The sequence below is a fragment of the Halorubellus sp. JP-L1 genome, from assembly GCF_011440375.1.
Classification (GTDB): Archaea; Halobacteriota; Halobacteria; order Halobacteriales; family Natrialbaceae; genus Halorubellus.
The window spans coordinates 261,880-282,246 of sequence record NZ_JAAOIR010000003.1 but is presented as its reverse complement, the minus strand read 5'-3'; the positions used below and the strand labels follow the sequence as shown (position 1 = coordinate 282,246).

Annotated in this window: 14 protein-coding genes; 5 read left to right on the top strand and 9 right to left on the bottom strand. The window is 63.0% G+C overall.

The window, feature by feature from the left end:
• Positions 1 to 8: 8 nt before the first annotated feature.
• Positions 9 to 1,700, bottom strand: a complete 1,692-nt coding sequence (locus tag G9C85_RS15075) for an ABC transporter substrate-binding protein (RefSeq protein WP_166041470.1) — start codon at positions 1,698 to 1,700, stop codon at positions 9 to 11.
• Positions 1,701 to 2,059: 359 nt separating this feature from the next.
• Between G9C85_RS15075 and G9C85_RS15070 the strand changes: the two genes are divergently transcribed.
• The gene (locus G9C85_RS15070; protein ID WP_166041468.1) at positions 2,060 to 3,112 is read left to right on the top strand and encodes an alcohol dehydrogenase catalytic domain-containing protein; all 1,053 of its coding nucleotides are present in this window, start codon (positions 2,060 to 2,062) and stop codon (positions 3,110 to 3,112) included.
• A 3-nt stretch (positions 3,113 to 3,115) separates the two neighbouring features.
• On the opposite strand, the gene G9C85_RS15065 is transcribed toward G9C85_RS15070, so the two are convergent.
• The 3 genes from G9C85_RS15065 to G9C85_RS15055 form a co-directional block, all read right to left on the bottom strand.
• Complete coding sequence (locus G9C85_RS15065) at positions 3,116 to 4,261, bottom strand: mandelate racemase/muconate lactonizing enzyme family protein (protein ID WP_166041466.1); 1,146 nt, start codon at positions 4,259 to 4,261, stop codon at positions 3,116 to 3,118.
• Between the two features lie 153 nt (positions 4,262 to 4,414).
• Complete coding sequence (gene aldA, locus G9C85_RS15060) at positions 4,415 to 5,857, bottom strand: aldehyde dehydrogenase (RefSeq protein WP_166041464.1); 1,443 nt, start codon at positions 5,855 to 5,857, stop codon at positions 4,415 to 4,417.
• A 254-nt stretch (positions 5,858 to 6,111) separates the two neighbouring features.
• A complete protein-coding gene (locus G9C85_RS15055) occupies positions 6,112 to 7,419 on the bottom strand; it encodes an SAF domain-containing protein (RefSeq protein WP_166041462.1) in 1,308 nt (435 codons plus the stop codon).
• Positions 7,420 to 7,967: 548 nt separating this feature from the next.
• Between G9C85_RS15055 and G9C85_RS15050 the strand changes: the two genes are divergently transcribed.
• Positions 7,968 to 8,744: an IclR family transcriptional regulator gene (locus G9C85_RS15050; protein ID WP_166041460.1), complete on the top strand. Its 777-nt coding sequence runs from the start codon at positions 7,968 to 7,970 to the stop codon at positions 8,742 to 8,744.
• A 544-nt stretch (positions 8,745 to 9,288) separates the two neighbouring features.
• Complete coding sequence (locus G9C85_RS15045) at positions 9,289 to 9,966, top strand: IS6 family transposase (RefSeq protein ID WP_166041458.1); 678 nt, start codon at positions 9,289 to 9,291, stop codon at positions 9,964 to 9,966.
• Positions 9,967 to 10,151: 185 nt separating this feature from the next.
• Here the strand turns inward: G9C85_RS15045 and G9C85_RS15040 are convergent, their stop codons facing one another.
• From G9C85_RS15040 to G9C85_RS15030, 3 genes are all read right to left on the bottom strand, one after another.
• Positions 10,152 to 12,110, bottom strand: coding sequence for an archaea-specific SMC-related protein (locus G9C85_RS15040; protein WP_166041456.1), 1,959 nt, complete (start codon positions 12,108 to 12,110; stop codon positions 10,152 to 10,154).
• 95 nt (positions 12,111 to 12,205) lie between these two features.
• On the bottom strand, positions 12,206 to 12,826 hold the full coding sequence (gene rdfA, locus G9C85_RS15035) for a rod-determining factor RdfA (protein WP_166041454.1): 621 nt from the start codon (positions 12,824 to 12,826) through the stop codon (positions 12,206 to 12,208).
• Positions 12,827 to 14,186: 1,360 nt separating this feature from the next.
• The gene (locus G9C85_RS15030) at positions 14,187 to 14,798 is read right to left on the bottom strand and encodes a TetR/AcrR family transcriptional regulator (RefSeq protein ID WP_166041452.1); all 612 of its coding nucleotides are present in this window, start codon (positions 14,796 to 14,798) and stop codon (positions 14,187 to 14,189) included.
• Positions 14,799 to 15,177: 379 nt separating this feature from the next.
• On the opposite strand from G9C85_RS15030, the gene G9C85_RS15025 reads away from it, so the two are divergent.
• Complete coding sequence (locus G9C85_RS15025; protein WP_166041450.1) at positions 15,178 to 16,662, top strand: MATE family efflux transporter; 1,485 nt, start codon at positions 15,178 to 15,180, stop codon at positions 16,660 to 16,662.
• Between the two features lie 27 nt (positions 16,663 to 16,689).
• Here G9C85_RS15025 and G9C85_RS15020 read toward each other — a convergent pair whose 3' ends face one another.
• Together G9C85_RS15020 and G9C85_RS15015 are read right to left on the bottom strand one after the other, a co-directional pair.
• Positions 16,690 to 17,343: a ribonuclease HI family protein gene (locus G9C85_RS15020; protein ID WP_166041449.1), complete on the bottom strand. Its 654-nt coding sequence runs from the start codon at positions 17,341 to 17,343 to the stop codon at positions 16,690 to 16,692.
• 168 nt (positions 17,344 to 17,511) lie between these two features.
• Positions 17,512 to 18,402: a VOC family protein gene (locus G9C85_RS15015; protein ID WP_166041447.1), complete on the bottom strand. Its 891-nt coding sequence runs from the start codon at positions 18,400 to 18,402 to the stop codon at positions 17,512 to 17,514.
• 748 nt (positions 18,403 to 19,150) lie between these two features.
• Here G9C85_RS15015 and G9C85_RS15005 point away from each other — a divergent pair.
• Positions 19,151 to 20,182 (top strand): hypothetical protein, encoded by a 1,032-nt coding sequence (locus G9C85_RS15005; protein ID WP_166041443.1) that lies wholly within the window; start codon positions 19,151 to 19,153, stop codon positions 20,180 to 20,182.
• Positions 20,183 to 20,367: the final 185 nt, after the last annotated feature.

The window sequence follows — 20,367 nt, the reverse complement described above, 5'->3', positions numbered from 1 at the left end:
GGGTCTCGTTATTTATCCACCGCGCACTGGCTGATGAAGTCCTTGATGTACGTCGGGTACATGTCGTAGTTCTTCACGTAGTCCTTGTATCCACCGTAGAGCTTGGGGTGGAACGTGCCAACCCACGCGCCCTCCTGGTGGTTGATGCGCTGCATCTCGTTCATCGCTTCCAACTTCGCTTCTTCGCTGGTCGCGTTCGCCGCCCGTTCGTACGCTTCGTCGTAGGCGTCGTTGCTCCAGTTCGCTTCGTTCCACGGGCCTTCGGACCGGAGGGCGAGCTGCGGAACCGTGATACCGAGGACGCGCGTCGAGTAGTTCGAGATGTACCAGACGTCATCCTGGTTCCAGTAGTCGGACAGCCACTTCTCCTCGGTGAGCCGGTTGATTTCGAACTCGATGCCGATCTGCTGCATCTGCTGCTGGAAGAGCTGTGCGATGACCTCCTTCGCGGGCACGCCGTCGTCGTAGTGGAAGGTCTTCATCTCGAGGCCGTCTCCGTATCCGGCCTCGGACAGGAGTTCATTCGCTTTCTCGACGTTCGCGGTCTTGCCGAAGGTGTCGCCGACGTCCAGGTCGTCGTTGTACTCCGTGTGGACTGGCGTGACCCCCGAGTGGTGGCCGAGGACGCCCTCCGGGGAGACCGCCTCCAGGATCTCTTCCCGGTCCAGCGCGTACTTGATGGCCTTGCGGACCTTCGGGTTGTCGAGCGGTTCGACCGTCGTGTTCAGGATGATCGGGTACTGGAGCCCCGACGTCTTCTTGACGAGGGTTGCGTTCCCCGACACTCGCCCGGCGACGTTCGGGGAGGTACGACTCATCGCGTCGATGCTCCCGTCGGACAGCGAGTTCGCGCGCTGGATGTTGTCCGAGAGGATGTTCCACTCCAGTTTGTCGAAGTACGGGAGTGGGTCGCCGTCGACGCCCTCGAGGTGGTAGTCGTCGTTCGCGGTGAACGTGATGTCGTTCTTCTGGTTCCAGGTGTCCAGTTCGAGCGGTCCCGTCCCGTGGTCGGTGTCCTCGAGCCTGGACGGGTCGTCTTCGAGCACCTCTTTCGGTACAATGAAGAACGCCCCGCCGGTCTCGGAGATGCGCTTCGTGAAGTCCAGGTCGGGGTTGTTGAGCGTGATTTCGACCGTCGTTTCGTCGACGACGGAGAGGGATTTCACGCCGCTCAGGCTCGACGCCGACCCGGAGTAGTCCTCGGACGTGAGGTAGTCGTACGAGGCTTTCACGTCTTCGGCGGTCATCGTCGTGCCGTCCGTGTTGCTGAACGTCGCGTCCTCCCGCAGGTTGAACGTCCAGACGGTGTAGTCGTCGTTGACCTCCCAGTCCGTCGCGAGGTTCGGGTGCACCTCCAACGATTGGTCGACGCGAGTGAGGCGGTCGTACATCGTCTCGGCGATGAGGTAGTCCGCGAGGAAGCCGCGGAAGGGCGACATCGTCTGGACGCCCTGTGCGGCGCCGACGACGAACGTGCCGCCGCGCGGCAGCGACGATGGCTCCTCCGTATCGGTACCGTCCTCGTCGGCGTCCTGAATGGTGGCGTCGCCGTCGCCACCATCGCCGCCGTCGCCGCCCCCGTCGTTGTTACCCATGCAGCCGGCGAGTCCGGTGACGCCGAGTGTCCCGAGGGTGGCGCCGAGCTTGAGTACCGACCGCCTGTCCGTCCCGATAGTCGTATCCGTGTCTCCCTGTGGCATACGATTACCACCCATGGAATCCTATGCAATAAAACTATGTATATATCATTTAACCATGTGGTGAAGTGGTTGGGTCTTGTCCCGAGCCCGAACCTCCCGGCATCGGCGGTCCACACGCCCGCAAACGGCGACCCCCCGACCGATAGTTCACGCTGGGACCGCAAGCTACACGACACCGCCGGCACGCTCACGGGCACGCGACCAAGAAGCCACCTTGCAGGAGCGCAAAGCCACAGGTGTACAAGCGCGAAGCGACGGACCAGGACCCGCGGCTCACGGAATCGGACCCCCGGCCTCCGGAAGCGGAGTCCACGGCTACCTCGCGAAAGTTTATAGGGCACCCTCCGGTGATGTGTGGTATGCGAACAGCAGCAGTCCTCACTGCGTACGACGAACCACTGACGGTGACGGACGTCGAATCCGTGACCCCGAGCGCGAACGGCATCGTCGTCGAAACCGACGCCTGCGGTATCTGTCGCAGCGACTGGCACGCCTGGAAGGGACACTGGCCGTCCGTCCCGACCGACGATCACATCCTCGGCCACGAGCCCGCGGGAACCGTAACCGCCGTCGGCGACGACGTCGAGAACTTTTCGGTCGGCGACGACGTCGGCATCCCGTTCAACGTCGCGTGCGGGCACTGCGGTAACTGTTGGTCGGGCGACTCGCACCTCTGCTCGGACGGGCTGAGCCTCGGCTTCACGGGCGAGCTCCCCGGTGCGTTCGCCTCCGAGTTCGCCATCCCCAACGCGGACTTCAACGCCGTCCACCTCCCGGACGGCATGACCGCCGTCGAGATGGCCGGTCTCGGCTGTCGCTTCGCGACGGCGTTCCACGGGCTCGCGCACAAGGCGGACGTACACGCGGGCGACTGGCTCGCCGTACACGGCTGCGGCGGTATCGGCCTCTCCGCGGTCAACATCGGCGCCGCACTCGGCGCGAATGTCGTTGCCGTGGACCTGGACGAAGACGCTCTCGACCTCGCCAAGCAGGTCGGTGCGACGGCGACGGTGACGGCCGACGAGACGGACGTACCGAAGGCAGTACAGGACGTCACGGACGGCGGGGCGGACGTCTCCGTCGACGCACTCGGCATCGCGGAGACGTGCCGGAACTCCGTCGACTCCCTCGGAGAGCAGGGCCAGCACGTACAGGTGGGGATGACGACCGACGACGAAGCCGGCGAGATAGCGCTCCCAGTGGACGCGATGGTCGGCGCGGAACTGGAGTTCGTCGGCGTCAAGGGCATGCCACCGAATCGCTACCCGGAACTGTTCCGGATGATCGCCGGCGACAAGCTCGCGCCCGCGGACCTCGTCACGAACGAGGTGGGTCTCTCGGATGTCTCGGACCGGCTCGCGTCGATGGACGACTACGGCACGCTCGGGATGGAAGTCGTCACCGAGTTCTGACGGTCAGGCCGTCGATTCTGCCAGTTCGTCGACGAGGTCCCAGTCGAGGTCGATGCCGAGTCCCGGGTCGGTCGGCGGGACCACGGCGCCATCCTCCGCGGTGAGCGGTTCTTCGAGCAGGAAGTCACGCGTGTCCAGCGACCAGCCCGGCGGCTCGATCGGGTACTCGCACCAGCTCGGGTTCGTGCAGGCGAGCAACTGCACGTTCGCGGCGAACCCGATGCCGTCGTTCCACGTGTGCGGCGCAAACTGGAGCCCGTGCATCTCCGCGACCCCCGCGATGAGCTTCGTCTTCGAGATGCCTGCACTGAGCATCACGTCAGGCTGCAGGACGTCGAGTGCGTCGTGGTCGACGAACTCCCGGAACTGGTGGACGCCGTTGTTGAACTCGCCGCCCGCGATCGGAATGTCGGTCTTCTCGCGGAGGCGAGCGAGTGCCTCGTAGTTCAGTTGATTGAACGGCTCTTCGAGCCACCCGATGTTCCCGACGTCCTCGAGTTCGCGCGCGACCGAGAGCGCGTCGTCGAACGTCCACGTGCCACCGCCGGGATGGGCGAAACTCCAGCCCATGTTGAGGTCGACCATAATCGTCAGATCTGGATACTCGTCCCTGACGGCGCGGGCGACGGCGAGGTCGTCGCCCATGTCGTCTGAGTGGAATCGTAGCTTGATCGCCTCGAACCCCTCGTCGACGCGGTCGGCGACCCACTCGAGGCGTTCGTCGACGGGGCGGAGTTCGCCGCTGGACGCGTACGCGGGAATCGGCTCGCTGTCCCCACCGAGCAGTTCGTGGATGGGCTTTCCGACCTCCTTGCCCTTGATGTCCCAGAACGCGATCTCGAAGTGCCACGGGCGCGGGCCGTACGAGTTCAGCGAGTCGAGGTCGTCGAGTCGTTGCTCGATGTGTCGAGGGTCCTCCCCGACGAGATACTCCCGAGCGAGGTCGAGGGAATCGACGCGCGCCGCGTCGCCGGTGACGGACGTGATGCCGCTGATTCCAGCGTCGGTCTCGACCTCGTAGAGCTGTACTTTGTGGACGTGTTGTTCGAACCCGGGATACCACGACGGTTCGAACGGCGCGTCCATCTCGTAGTCGATGTGGTAGGAGTTGATGTCCGTGATCTCCATGCTATCTGTCGGTTGCTCCAACAGATTCGACACACGGCACAGCCCCACTTCAGTCTTTGCCGGCCAGTCCGGCCAACGAGTCCGGAGCGAGCGCGCGCGACGTGAACATGTGCATTCCAGTGGAACTTCGCCCAGCCGGCCGCTCCCGGGATTCTGCCCCGAGAGGCTGGAGGGTTAGCTGTAGTCGTGGTAGACGCTCTTAATTTGCGTGTACTTCAGGACGCCGTACTTGCCGTCGTCGCCGCCCATCCCGGAGTCGTTCCACCCGATGTGGTGGCCCTGCCACGCCTCGCCGAGCGTCCGATTCACGTAGGTCTCGCCGTAGTCGAGGTCCTCAACCGTCCGCATCGCCGTCTGGTAGTCCTCGGTGAACACGTACGACGAGAGCCCGTACCGGGACCGGTTCGCGTACACGACGGCCTGCTCGACGGACTCGACGGTTACTATCGGCGTCACCGGACCGAAGACCTCCTGCTCGACGACGTCCATCGACGGGTCGACGTCGCCGAGCACCGTCGGCGGATACCAGAATCCGCGCTCGAAGTCGCCACCCGAGAGCGGCTCGCCGCCGGCGAGGAGTGCCGCCCCGCTCTCGACGGCTGCCTCGACTGACTGGTGCGTCCAGTCCAGTTCGCCCTGTGTCACCTGCGGCCCCATTTCGGGGTCGCTCTCCGGCGGCCCGAGTTCGAGCGCGTCCGTCGCCGCGACGTACTTGTCGGTGAACTCCTCGGCGACGTCCTCGTGGACGAAGACGCGTTCGGCGCACGTACAGACCTGACCGGCGTTCGTGATGCGAGCCGTGAGGATGTCTTCGACGGCGGCGTCGACGTCGGCGTCCGCGGCGACGATAGCGGGCGCTTTTCCGCCGAGCTCCAGCGAGACGGGCGTGAGGTTCTGCGCGGCGGCCTCCATGATTTTCTTGCCAACGCTCGTGGACCCCGTCATCGTCACCATGTCCGTGTCGGGGGCGGTGACCAACGCATCGCCGACCGTGCTCCCACCGAGGACGAGGTTCACTAGGCCGTCCGGCAGGTCGAGTTCCTCGTCGAGGAGTTCGAAGACGCGTATCGTCGCCAGCGGCGTGGTCGAACTGGGCTTGACGACGACGGCGTTCCCGGCGATGAGCGCGGGGAGTATCTTCCGCATCAGCACTGCGATGGGGTAGTTCCACGGGATGATGGCGGCGACGACGCCCATCGGGTGGCGCTGGAGTTGGATCTGCTCGTCGCGGTTGTCGCTCGGGACGATGTCGCCCTCGATGCGGCGACCCCAGCCCGCGGTGTAGTCCGCGAGCGTGAGCGTTCCCGTGACCTCGCCGTGGGCCGCGCTTCTCGGCTTGCCCTGTTCGGCCATCAGGACGTCGCCGACGTCCTCGACGTGGTCCTCGATGACTGCGCCGATGTCGCGGATGACCTCCGCGCGCTCGACGCCAGGCATCGCCCCCCACTCGTCCTGTGCGGACTGTGCGGCCGAGAGCGCTTCCTCGACGAGTGCCTCGTCCGCACTTGGAATCGTCGCGATTGTCTCCTCGGTCGCCGGGTTCGAGACGTCGATCGTTGGCGTGCCTGTTCGCCACGTGCCGTCGATGTAGTGACTGGTGCGGACTGTCTCCACCATACCTCGGTTTCCGGGAGAGCAGGTATAATACTTCGGGGCGACGTGCCCTCGCCGTCGGCTTTCGATCGCGAGCGACACCAGCACCGACGCTATCGTCGGCGATATGCTCAATCGCGATGCCCTTGCCAGCGATGCGGGTTGTGCCGCGTGGCGACGCGTAGAACTACGTCGACTGGACATGTGCGTGTATTGGACTCAAAGAGAGACGTGAACATGACCCGGAGTATATTTGGGGGCACGTAGTCCCCTCGTCGTCAGAAGAACGATTCCTGCAGTTGCCGGAGGTGGTAGAGCGGTGAGTCGGTATTCAGGCTGACGTCGGCGGCGGAGAGTGGCTGGTCGGTATTTACCGGTCGTTCGACGGTCGCCCCGCGGAGGAGTTCGAAGGGGACGAGTTCCGCATCCGTCGCGACGTCGGCGTTCTGAATTCGTCCGTAGATCGTGTCGCCACCGCCACCGGCGATGGTCTCGCCGGGTTCGAGGTCTCGCTTCGCCGCGGCGACGACCTCGGTCGTCTGCTCGGTCACGACGCCTGTCGGCCGGTCGTGGAGGCCGGCCAGTGCGACGCTGACGATGGTCTCCTGGGGGAGGTGGTACGGTCGGTGGAACAGCTGGTAGCGTCCCTCCGACGTCGTACGGATGTTGTACCGCTGGCTCAGGTACGCCTGCGTCGCCTCGTTCGTTGCCTCCGTCACGACGAATGCACTGGGGTTGTCGTCCGTCGGGGTGACGGAGTCGATCACCCCCGTCTGGTCGAGGACACCGCCAGCTTCGGTGGGCCTGAGCGTCTCCAGCAGTCCGTCCTTGTCGGTCTCTGGCATGTGGATGCCGTCGGTGTCCGTCGGCAGGCCGAGCGCGTTCGCGGCGGCACACAGCTCGACGGCCACCTTGGTCCCGTCAAGGAACGTGTTGTACATCCGGGCGTCGGGCTCGCAGTTCTCGATGAACGACTCCGGGAGGTCGTAGCGGTCGAGCGAGTCTTCGTGGGTCGCGTGAGGCTTGAACGTCAGTTCGGTGCCCTGGCCGGCGGCGATGATGTCAAGCCCCTGCGTGCGCGCCCAGTTGTAGAGTTCGACGACCTGTGCAGGTTCGTCGCCGTACGCCATCGAGTAGGTGACGCCCTGGCGCTCTGCGAACCGTGCGAGGAGCGGGCCGATAGTCACGTCGACTTCGACGCTGACCATCACGACGTCGTTGCCGGCGTCGATTGCTTCCCAGGCGTGGACGGCGGCCGCTTCCGCGTTCCCGGTCGTCTCGATGACGACGTCGACTGGCGCACCAGCCGCTAGGGCTCCGTCGCTCGTCGCGACCCGCTGGTCTGCCGCGAGCGCGTTTTCGATGCCGGAGGCGGTCTCTTCGATGGCGACTGCGTCGTCCGGAACGCCTGCCCGTCGATACGTCTCCTCCGCTTTTCGTCGTTCTAGGTCTGCGAGGATCGTCGGCTCGACGCCGGGTGTTTCCTCGAGTTGAATCGCGACATGCGAGCCGTATACGCCGGGGCCGATGAGGGCCACCGAGAGCGGGTTCCCTACTCGGGCCTCTAGGTCGTGCAGTACGTTCATCCGTGGTTGGTACTGTTCGACCCGGTAATTAAGTGTTTTGTAGGCTCTATTATTGTTTCTCCTGGCCGTGAGACGATATCGGCTGCATCAGGGCCTGAGACCTCGACCCCTCACAATGACCGACCCTCGGAAGGAAGAACGGACGAAGGACTGCGTGAACCAGGGGTTTCTCTCATGGTGAGTCATCCACGCTCACGCTCGAACCAGTGACAAATCGGGCAGCCGACGATCCGCAACGCCCAGCTGGCCGCCCTTGCAGGAATTCGAAACACTGGCTCGGTCGCTTCGAGTTGCTGACCGACCTCGTCTCGAACCGGCCGAACGACAGCCGCTCCTCCGCGATTACCGTTGCCGAGGCGTCCCGGCCCTCTCTGGGCTCCCGACGCTGCAGCGAGTTCGCCGAAACCCCTCGATTCGGTATGAGAGAACCGTCTATGCGACCACTGCATCCGACGCCAAGCACATCCGCGAGGTCGCCAGATACGGTCACGTGCGGCGGTATGCTAAAGACGCAGGGCAGATATTGTACGGACATGACCACGCCACCGATGGACGACGACCAAGCGGTGATCAAATCGGTCGACACATCCCTGGACATCATCGAGACGCTCGTGGGAGCGGACCCGATGACGATTACGGAGCTGGCAGAGACGCTGGACCGGTCGCCCAGCAACGTCCTGGCACACCTGCGAACGCTTGAGCGCCGGGGATTCGCTGTCAAAGAAGACAACCGCTATCGGCCCGGGCTTCGTTACTACGAAGTGGGAAATAGCATCAAGGAGAACTACCCACTCTACGAGCATGGTACTGAACCTGCGGACGACCTCGCCGCCGAGACCGGGGAGTTCGTCTGGCTGATGGTCGCCGAACACGGCTGGGGATACTATCTGTACAAGACTGGCGGCAGCGACGCCGTCGAGAGCGGGGCCTACACTACGGGCAGCCGATGGCATCTTAACGCGACCGCCAGCGGGAAGGTGGTGCTCGCCCACATGGACGACGAAACGCTGAACGAGGTCATCGACGCGCACGGCCTCCCTTCGATGACGCCGAATACGATTACCGACCGGGAGGAGCTCGCGTCGGAGCTGGAAACGATTCGCGAGCAGGGATATGCCAGCGACCAAGAAGAGGCAGCGATCGGGATTCGCGGCGTCGCCGCTCCAGTGCGTGGACTGGACGGCGTTATCGGCACCGTCTCCCTCTCCGGCCCCGCTAGCCGTATAAAGAGCGAATATTTCCACGAGGAGATGCCGCGACGCGTCATGGAGACGGCCGACATCATCCGCATCAAGTACAACGGTGCGGCAGCGGTCGACCGCTAATTCGATTGCCAGGGCGTTCGGTTCCGTTTGTCGCGTCGTCCACTTTGTCCTCACCGGCCCCCGTAAGCAGCTATTGTCACAGACATAACGTTGTAACAGAGTGCCGCCGGTGTATCGTGGGCGAGAGTGTTCCGATTCGGACCACGGTCCCGTTCCGCGAACGTTGGTCGCCAGCAGAGAACCACCCCAGCTCTACCGTTCCGACCGGAGGCGCTGGCCGTTCCGGCCAACCGACTACTGACACACCCCTCCATATCAGGCGTATCACCCACGTCTCTCATCGATGCGTGACCGGTTCCACGACCGCCTTGGAGTCACCCACCCAAAGTAACCACTATCGTCATCTCGTCATATCACGGCGAATTAGCGAAGCAGGCGAGTTTACTAGGATTAAGCCCGCCTTCCCGCTTCATTTCATATTAAGTTCGACACTTCGACGTTCTTGACAGACTCTAATTGTATTTGGTAATTGGTTAGATGCTCGTAAAGGCACTGTCTAGTTGAGCGAGTTTGAGAAGCGAGGAGGTCGTAGCGAGAAGTGTGCATGCAACTCGCAGGCCTCCTCATGAAAACGTTGGAAGAGAGCCACCATGACGTTTGGGAGAACGAGCGCACGCCGACTCCCGTCCGACGGGTCGGGGTGCGCCTCCACACGGCGGGGCTGTCGATCCGGGAGATGGTCGCCATCTTAGAACTGCTGGGAGTCCACCCCTCGCATGACGTGGTCTGGCAGTGGAAGCATCGGCTGGCCGACAGCGAGCCTGACCCGCCGACGGCCTGGCCGTCGCGAGTCGCCGTCGACGAGACCGCTGTCCAGATCGGGCCGGAGTGGTACTGGCTGTATGCGGCGGTCGATCTCGACTCGCTCTATTTGCTGGATATCGGCGTCTTCAGTCGTCATGGCACCGATTCAGCGGCGACGTTCCTGCACAAACCCACCGAGAAATACGACGTCTCTGCGGCTGAATTCCTGGTCGACTCCTACGGCTATCGGACTGTCCTCGCTCGATTAGGGCTGAGCGGTCAGGTCGAGTATAGCGACCGAAACCACGTCGAGAAGTGGTTTCACACGTTCAAAATGCGAACTGACCGCTTCCACACGAGTTGGGTGGGCAGTCGGCCGGCCGTCGCCGAATGGTGCCAGCGGTTCAAACGCTATTACAACCAACATCGGCCGAATCAGGCGCTCGACGGACGAACGCCAGCCGAGGTGCTAAACTAGACGGTGCCTCATCTTTATAAGTTTCTGGACAGATGAGTCCTCTGGAAGTGGAGACGGATACCGAGCCGTATCGCGTGCAGCGTAACCGACTCTCCGTCAGCAAATCGTGACTCGCAGTCTCGGCGACGAACGCCGATGCGAGTGGCTTCGTGCGTCACCGCGAAAGATACACGCCGCTTCGTCCGTCAGATCTCCGTGAGCAAGTTGTACGAGTCGGACGTGGCGGCTGCGTCCTCGGGGAGCAACGCTGCAACGAGGTACTGCGGATACGGTTCGAAGTGTTCGACGAGCCGTGCGATCCGGTCGGAATCGATCGCCTCGAGGGAGTCCAGTAGCATGAACGGGACCTCCTCGTGGACGTCGTGGACGAGGTAGCCAGCCAGTGCGAAGACGAGCCCGGTCACCTCGCGTTCGCTCTCCGAGAGATGCCGGAGCTCGTCCTCGTATGCGGCGCCGCTCTCGGACTCGCGCACGATGTGGAGCGTGAACTGGTTCTCCGAGACCTTCCTTCGACCCTTCTTGACCTCCTGGACCGTCCGCTCGATCCAGATGCGGGCGATATTGTCGTACGCCAGCGCATCGAGGACTGCTTCCATCTGGTCGTTGAACGACTCGACGGCTTCCGCCTCGATCTGGTCGATTCGGGTCCGTAGATCCTCCAGTTCTTCGGTGAGCTCTTCTCGACGCTGTTCCAGTTCCGCACGCTCTTCGAGCGTCGTTTCGATGTCCTCGATCTCTCGGCTGACTTCCTCTCTCTCGGTCTCCAGTCGGTTGAGGTCGACCTCCAGCTGGTTCGCTTCCTTGTGGAGCGAGAGGATCGTCTCGTCCTGCTGGGTCTGTAGTTCGTCGATCTCCGCCTCGATGTCGTCGATCTCTGCTTCGAGGGAGTCACGTCGGTCCTCGAGGTCGTCGATGCGACCCTCGCGCTCCTCGATCTGTGACGCCGTGCGCTCGAGTCGGTCCTGCACTTGATTCCGCTGCCGTTCCTTCTCCTCGTAGGTGATCCGTTCCTCTTTCAGGTCGTCGATCTGCTCGTCGAGGTCGCGGCTCTCGCTCAGTTTCGACGTTCGGAGCTCACGCAGTTCCTCGAGCGTCTCCTCGATGGCTTCCTGTTCGACGCCGTGGCCACACGTCCAGCAAACGACGGTCTCCGAGTCGTCGACGAGCTGTTCCGTGACGTCCCGTTCGTGGTCGTGGCCGCCGTCCTCGGTCAGTGCGTCCAGGATGTCCGAGCTGGTGCCCTCCAGATTGTCCTCGTTGAACTGGATGATTCGCTGGAGGGTGTTCATCTCCGACTGGATCGACTGCTTCCGATCGCGGAGGTCGTCGATCTTCCGGTTGATCTCCTCGATCTCGCCCGCGGGCGCGTCCGGGAGCTCTTCGGCGTCGCGTTCCAACTCCTCGCGTTCGGCCCGCAACGTCTCGAGGCTCTCTCGTTGCGCGCGTAACTCCTGTCGAACGCTGTCGATCTCGGATCGAACGTCACCCAGCTCCGACATCCGTTCGTCGAGCTCTCGTTCCTCCTCTCGTGATTCGTCGACCGATGCGTCGGCCGTCTCGATCTCTTCTCGCTTCGCCTCCAGGGCGGCCTCTTTCTCCTCGATCCTGGTCGAGAGATCCGCCCGGTCGTCTTCGAGAGCGGGGAGCCGTTGCTCGAGTTGGGAGAGTTCGTCCAGTTCGTCGTCGATGCGGGACTTTTCTTGCTCGAGGGTATCGATCTCGGATTTGATTGCCGCGGTGTCGACCGGTCGCATGATGAGGTCACGGAGGTTCTGGTCCGTGAGCACTGCCTGCCGGGATTCGTTCGTCGCGAGCAGGAACGCGTAGAGGTCTCCCAGTTCCGGGTCGTCGAGGTACGGCTCCCCGTCGCTGGTGACCGTCCCGTTCTCTCGGGTGAATCGACGCGTGTACGTCTCGTCGTCGAACTGCAACTCGACGAATCCCTCTTCGGCGTCGCTCTTCAGGGACGCGTCGTCGCTCCCCAGGACGGTCATGATCGAGCGCAAGAGCGACGTTCGGTTCGTCGCGTTTCGTCCGGATAGAACGTTCACTCCCGGTTCGAATTCCACTGACGTGTCCGAGATCCCACCGATGTTTCGGACGGTAAGCTGGACCGACTGTCGTTCTCGAGTCGCCTGAGCCATAGTATCAATCACGGAACTGTCTCAGAAAAACCTTCTCCTTTCAGAGACGGCCGTCGACGAGACGGCCGCGGCACGAGCGAGTCGGTGACGGGACGTCATTCGGCACTGCAGTCACAGCCGCCCTGTTCGAAGAACGAGGGGGCGTCGTGACTCCGGCCGCAGCGCTCGCAGATGATCTGGATGTCGTTGAGGACACTGAAATCGCCGACGGAGATGGCGCCGGAGTTCTCGAGGTCTCGGATCTTCTGTTCGGTTACGGCAGTGGTTCGGCCTCGAAGCTGCTGGATCGTTTCGGCGGCGCTCTCGAGTTTCTCTTCCGGACTCTGCTGGGGTCGTTCCACGCCGCGATTCCGTTTCAGGTACCGGTGCACCGTTTGGTGGGAGATGAAGTCGTCCGTGACTGCCTCGACGTCGATGCCGCTCTGTTCGAGCCGGGACTTCACGAGCGTCGCGCCCGTGTCCTCGTCGTCGGTGAGTGCGCTGTAGACCTCCTCCACGTCCCCACTCAGGGTGAACGTATCACTCGCATCGATGGCGGATCGAAGGATCTCCTTGTTGACGTAATCGGCGAGCTGCCGCGTACTGTACTGGTCTGTCTCTCCAGTTCCCAGCCATCGTTCCTCCAATCGCTCGCCCATATCGACCAGCCCGTGTTCGTCCATGACACGCTCGATCTTCGGCGTACTGGGTGCCCCACCGGCGGAGTTCGATGTCATGCACATGGATTATCACTGGCAAGTAATAAAGGTAGTCTTGGCCGGTGGTCCGAGCCTGGAAAGATTCTGGCCGAACGCGTTACCGACGTTCGTCGACGCATTGAACGGGGTGGCGATGCGAGCAACCAGCGAGCGCCGACAGAATGTTACGAGATTGCGTCAATACCGGGGACGAGAACGTAGTATTAGGCGAGTAGTCTGCTTGGAGTGCGTGAGGTCGACGGTCCGTTTTGTCTATTTCCAATAATTATCACTAGTGGAGTGTTCTGCCGTCCCTGGGTACCGCGTCGACGGTCCCAGGACGGCGACGACGGTTGGAGGGAGAGGCGATTTCGATGTGCTCTTCTCGATAGCGACACGGTGGCCAGTCATCACGTAGATGAGCGGATCCGAGGGATCGATCCAGTTACACCGATAAGATTGTAACAGGTTCTGTCTTCGATGTGCTGCCGACGGCGGCGACGACGCTCGCTTGATCAGCATCCCGAGGTACAGATCCGGACGTCTTCGACGACCTCCTTGCGCCAGCAACGAGCACTCGAATGACAAAGTCGATGCAGCGCTGGAGCACGCCTAGGAGTTATCGAGAGTTTACAGGAAGGGATGAGGTGTCGAGAACGATGCAACCAAGAGGACCCTCGATACCCGCCCCATCGCGCTTACATACAAAACATATAGCCTAACTGAATAGCTATAGAACTGATAGTACTGTTCTCTCCGTAGTAGCGTACGCGGTCACGTGACAACTCGCAGGGGTGGAACGTCGAATCGTGGATGACCCGTCGATTGCCCTCATTGGGCGGCAACGCGATTGTACGCTGGAGATCCCGCTCGAGTACTGCTTCAGAATCGGTGCGCTTTCGCTGGTACGGTTCGGTTGACGGTTCTCGAGCAGTCGAGGGGGTCGAAAGATGAACGTGTGGCCTCGTTGGTGAAGCGATGGGGTCGGGGTGGACTTTCGAGAACTGCCAGGATCGTCTTCCTTCGACGTTCGGTCTCGGTGAACCGATAACCATCAACTATCTGTTTTAACACCGTATTCATAAGCTTCACAAAGGGAATGTGTGGTGGCTCCGTGCCTCCCTCGGTTCCGGACCGGTGGTGTGGGCGGATCGGTTCACAGCAACCCGCTTACTTACGTAGCGCGGGGTGTGGTGCTCAATGTCATACATCGGCCGCATAAACGTCGGCCATCCGATAGGCCAAGACGCGTTCCAGACCGTCCCAGACATGGTTCTCCAGGCGGAGACGTTCCGTTCGCTCCGGACGGACAGTGGCGAGTCCTCTATTGGGCGTCGGGCGACGACTTCGGGGCCTACGAATCCGCGCTCGCCGACGACCCGATCATCGCCACGTACAGCTATTCCCGTTCGCTCGTCTCGTGTTTGAGGACGGCGCTCACGTATTCGTCCGCGGTTCGTCTGGCCGTCGCGAGCGTATCTGACTCGTCGAGGACGACAGCGCGAGCCCGAGCGCCGTCGACGATCGTCATCAATGCCCGTGCCACGTGTTCGGTGTCGGCGTCGACGAAGACGTCTTCCTGGATGCCGCGATCGATCACGGTCTCGAGCATGTAGCGGACGTACTCGTCGTTCTGCTGGAAGCGCTCGCCGAAGGCGTCCTTGTACGGTGCCTGGCTTCGCATCTCGAGGACGGCGATCAACAGGTCGTGGTGGTCTTCCGGAGCGACGAGTAATTTGTCGAGCAGTAGGTTCAACCGTTGTTCGGGATCGGTCGTCTCGACCTCGTGTATCGTCTCGACGAACCGGTCGAGGATGTAGTCGAGGAACGCGACGAGCAGGTCGTCTTTCGTGTCGTAGTGGTAATGGATGGCAGCCGTCGACTTTCCGTACTCGTCGGCGATCCGCTTGATGGTGAGGTCGGCGTAACCGTGCTCCTGGAGTGCGCGGTAGGTGGCGCGCATGATCTCCGCGTCGGGATCGGAAGCGGCCCCTTCCGGGGAGTCGCTCATTGGTCTCCCATTCGTCTCCCGTCAGATAATTGTTTTGACCTTCCAATCAGCGCCGGCGATACCTGCGCCACCCTTTCGTCGTCCCACGGCTGGATCGTCGGAGGCATCTATATACGTCAATTCCCAACCCTTTTGACTAACTAGTTAGTAAGTAGCGTATCGATCACATGGCGGACGATCTATCCACCCAGGCCCCGAATGCGGCGTATCTTCCCTGCAGCGTGCACCGAACTGTGGGTCCAGCCTGCAGCGTGCACCGCGACGCGGATCCAGCACATCCGGCGACCAGCAACCATCCGTCTGACCGACGCTACGACACCACGGCCAGAGACAACGAGCAGCAGCGTGTCGGAGACGAGCACGCGGAGGCCGCGACGTAATGAAACTGCCAAGCCGTCTCCGTTCGCTCTTCAAGGGCCCCGAAGCGTTCGACCTGACGTCTGGCAGCATCGGGAAGCCGCTGTTCTTCCTCTCGATGCCGATCGTCGTCACGAACCTCTTCCAGACCGCGTACAACCTCGCGGACACGTTCTGGCTCGGCCAGTACGACACCGACGCGCTCGCCGCGATCAGCTTCGCGTTCCCGATGGTGTTCTTGCTCATCTCCCTCGGCATGGGCATCTCCGTCGCGGGGAGCGTCCTCGTCGCACAGTACACCGGCGCGAGCGAGGAACGCGAAGCCGAGTACGCCGCCTCCCAGACGGTGACGTTTGCCGTCATCGCCTCGGTCGTCCTCGGTGCCATCGGGTACGTCGGCGTCGACACGTTCCTGGGTCTGCTTGGTGCGTCACAGGACGTGCTGCCACTCGCGACGAGCTACATGGAGGTCATCTCGCTCGGCCTCCTGTTCATGTTCGGGTTCGCGGTCTTCGTCGCACTCATGCGCGGCTACGGCGACACCATCACCCCGATGCTCGTCATGTTCGGATCGGTCGTTCTCAACATCATTCTTGACCCGTTCCTCATCTTCGGCTGGACGGTCGTCGAGAACGCGCCCCTCGTCGGCACGCTCTCGTTTCCCGAACTCGGGATCCGGGGCGCGGCCATCGCCACCGTGTTCTCGCGAGCGCTCGCGCTCGTCGTCGGGCTGGCGATCATGTTCCGCGGGAACCGCGGCGTCCAGATCCACCTCCGTGACATGGTTCCCGATCTCTCGTATCTCCGCCGACTCGTCCGCATCGGCCTGCCGGCGTCCATCGAAGGAACCGGCCGTGCGCTATCGATGAACCTCCTCCTGGTCGTCGTTGCGATGTTCCCGGACGCGGTCGTTGCCGCGTACGGCATCGGGACGCGCGTCTTCTCCGTCGCGTTCCTCCCCGCTCTCGCCGTCGCTCGCGGCGTCGAGACGATGACCGGCCAGAACGTCGGGGCCGACAAACCCGACCGCGCCGCACGAGCCGCAGGACTGGCGGCGAAAGTCCTCTTCGGCGTCCTCACGGTCGTCGGAATCGTCGCGTTCCTGTTCCCGGAACCGATCGTGTCCGTGTTCGTCGGTGCCGACCAGCCGAACGGCGCCCAAGTCGTCGCCGTCGGCGGCGAATTCATCCGGTACGTCGCGTTGACGTTCGGATTCATGGGCATCATGCGGGCGTACACGGGGAGCTTCCGCGGTGCCGGGAAGACGCTCACTGCAGCGGCCATCTCCGTGGTGACGCTCGGCGTCGTCCGCTTCCCGATCGCGTGGCTCACTCCGGGCCCGCTCGGCGAGACGGGCATCTGGCTCTCGTTCGCGATCTCGAACGTCGCCGGAGCGATCATCGCCTACGCGTGGTACCGTCGCGGCACGTGGCGCGATAGTGACCTGACCGAATCCAGGGTCGACGTCGACGATCCGAGCGTCGAGGCGACGGCTGGCGACGACTGAGACCGATGCGTGACGTCCCTTCGAGCCCTACCCTGGTCCGATGGCCGCGACGTCGGCGCCGACCGTCGCGAGGGCGTCGGCGGGATTCGGGTCGCTGTCGGCGAGATGCGTGTACTCGTGATCCGGTATCCTCGACAGCGCCGCCGTGATCGACTCGCTGTACGTCTCGACGCCTGGTTCCGTCGGGTCGTCGCCGCCCCAGACGTCCCGGATGACCGTCATCGAGTCGATGCGGACCTCCAGCCGGCGCGGCTCGTAGCGAGCCAGCAGTTCAGAGAGGCCGAGCTGGAGGGCGGCGTACTCGGCGACGTTGTTCCCGGTTCGAGCGCCGACGGGGCGACCCAGGCGGGCGAGTTGCTCCTCCGAAGCGTCCACGATGACGGCGCCCGCTCCTGCGGGCCCGGGGTTGCCACGCGAACTCCCGTCGACGTAGAGGACGAACGCGTCGCTCGTCGCCTCGGGGACGGGCGGCCCGGCGAGTTCGGAGGTCAACAGGCGCTCGAGCGCGCGACGCAACTCGGCCGGAGTCGTCGTCGGGTCGAACAGACCACCGTGACCGGGGACGGCGTCGTCGATGGCGTCGATCGCAGCAGGCACCTCGTAGCCGACGCCCGCGAGGACCTCGTCGACGAGCGCGGCGACTGGCGAGAGGTGTTCGGCCGGCAGGCGTTCGTCGGTCACGATAGCCTCTGCGCCGAACTTCGCCTCCGACTCGTCCTTCCATCGCTCCCGACTGCTCTATGTGGGTCGTCGCACCACTGCATACGGGACCTCGATGCTCGAGCACTATAATCTCTGCAGGTGATCCTGGATGACGGAATCGAGAGTAGAATGCGCTAGAGACTCGCGTTAGACGCGAATGCGGAATCGCACCTCGATCTCGTCAGGTCCGGTGACGGCGATGCCGTCGTCCACTTCGGTGATGGCGTACTGGCTGTCCGCGATTCGGTCGCGAACTGCGTCGAGTGCCGCCTCGTCTGGAAGGACCACTTCGAACCAGGACAGCCCGCTGCCGTCGACCGGCTTGGACCGCTGATTCCACGTGTTCGCCCCGAGATGGTGGTGGTAGCCCCCGGCGGAGACGAAACGCGCGGCTGGCATCGATACCTGTACGTCGAACCCGATGACGTCTACGTAGAAGTCGCCGAACGCTTCGAGCGATGATACCTCGAGGTGGACGTGCCCGACGTCCGTACCGGCGGGCAGGCCCGCTTCGCCTGCGGCAGCAGCCTTCAGCGGTTCGAGATCGAGCGGATACGTGCCCATGCGGACGGTCCCGTCGTCGCTGCGCGGCCACTCCTCGCGCGGGTAGTCGCGATAGATCTCGATGCCGTTCCCTTCCGGGTCGGTACAGTACAGCGCCTCGCTCACGCCGTGGTCGGACGCGCCACCGAGGTGCCAGTCCGACCGAATGCGAGCCAGTGCGTCCCCCAGCGCCGCACGCGAAGGGACTCTGAACGCGTTGTGGAAGAGGCCCGCTCCCGACTGGTGCCGAGCGAGTGCGTCCGGGTCGTGCTCCAGCACGAGGAGCGGCGTCTCGTCGACGCCGAGGACGGCGGTCGCATCGGAGCGTTCGAGGACGGTGAGTCCAACAACGTCTCGATAGAAGTCGGTCATCTCCGCGAGCTCGGACACCACGAGTGCCGTCCGTCCGATGCGAACCTCCGACGGCAACGTCTCCCGGTCTTCGTGCACGGTCGATCGAGTGTCCGCGTTCGACCCGGAGTCGGTCTCCTCCATCAGGCTCTCGACTCCGGCGGGCCACCGGTCGCGCCCGTCGCTGCGTTCTGTCGTTCCATTACAGTACCTCGTTTGGCGCCAAACCCACTTATAGCTCCGGCAACACGGGCGTAACCAGGTTATGTCGGCCCAACCTCCGGCGGGAGATGCGGCGGACGAGTCCGACGTCCAGCGGTGCAACGCCGACGTCTGCACCGTCGTTTGCGCGGTCGAAGTGGTGGGGTCGAAGTGGTGGGGACGAAGTGGAGTCTCGTCGTCCTCGACTCCCTGGAGGACGACGGGATCGTCGACAACCGCAGGGAGCTCGCGTCGCCAGTCGCCAGCTAAGACGCGTTGACCGAGACGGGAGCCGACCGCTGTCCCGCCTTCAACGCGCTGGACGACTGGAGTGTGGACTGGCTGGACTGACCGGGACGCACCACCTTCCCGAACTGGTGGACGACTCCGGTGTCGGGCGACGATATCGTGGGAACTGACCAGAAACGACTTGTAAGCTGGGCTGGACGACACACCATGGACTGGATCGTACTCTCCGTGACGCTCGGCGTCCTGATCGGACTCGGGTACCTCTACCTCCGCTCGTACTGGATCGACGACCCTGGCCTCAATAGCGAGATCTTCCGGTGAGCGGGACACTGCTCGAAGCAGTCGACAGAAAGCGTTTACCGGAACCGAGTCTCTGTCCCAATGAGTAATGTGGATATCCGAGAGGGGAGTGAACCGAGAATGCGCGCGAAGGTGAGAGGACATGAAACCAGCGGACCGGGTATCTGATGACGACGGGGGAGCCAGTTTGCCCGAGTACAGTCGCCGGGGGTTGCTTGGACGGGTGGCCGGCGGTGCCGCTGCAGTCGGCGGGGCGAAGGCGGTAGACAATATTCTCGTCGGATACGGACGGCTCAGTGGCACGAACCTGCTGGCTCAGGACCTCGAACCGCTGGCGTCGGACGAGTTCGGACCGTCGCCCTTCCGACTCACCCATCGCGAAACGACGCTCCGCTACGAGGACGAGGCGATCACGGTGACGGGGCCCGAGCAATCACAGCGTTTTCGCCTGACGGCAGATGCACCGCCGGCGAGCCGGATCGACGCTGCCCACCAGTTGCCGGGGCGACCAGTCACGGAACTTCACGCAGACGTGCCCCTCCTGAAAACTGGCGACGTCTCGTTCTCGTTTCACTCCCTCCCGGAGTTCCTTTCGGCAACATCGAATGCGACACCGCGTCCATACTCCACACTCGCCGTTCGGGGACGAACCGAGGACGAACCCGCCGTCGAGACGATTCGCGAATTCACCGGCTCCGAACCGTCTCGAACTCCCGAACTGATATCGGGATTAGCTGCTGGATTCCAGCAGCACGCGCGATACAACACCGAACGGTATCTTGCGCGAACGATCCAGTTCAATCTGCTTCTCGATACGGTTTCGTTGGACGAACCGTTCCGCCAGCCGACGACGTTCGAAGCCATGTTAGAAGACGGGACGTCACCGCTGCTGTGCTGGGACTTCACAGAACGTTCGATCGAAGCCCTCCACGCCGTTTCCCCCTTCCAGCAGACGATACCGATCGTCGCAGCGCGAGTCGACGATACCCGCCACGGCCACGTCTATACCGCAATCGCGAGCGTCGTTCGAGACGAGGACGGACTGCACGTCCCAATGACCTTCCTTGATTATCGAAACGCAGTCCTCTTCGACGAAGGGGTGCTCTCACTCCCGTTCTCGGACGAGATCGGGGCGTTCGATAGCCGTCATCGAGCCACCAAGATCCGGTGGTGAATTGAATCGACTGGCGTATCGCAAATTCTCGATGTCACACGGATCGCTTCGATGGGGAGGCCTCGTCGGTTCGCGTATCTTGCTTTCCACGTGACGCTTCGCAATGCCGGTCCGTCGAGTACAGGACGCAGTTGGACGTGGTCTGTGAGGACGACGCCCTGTGTGGTACACGCACACACCCCCTT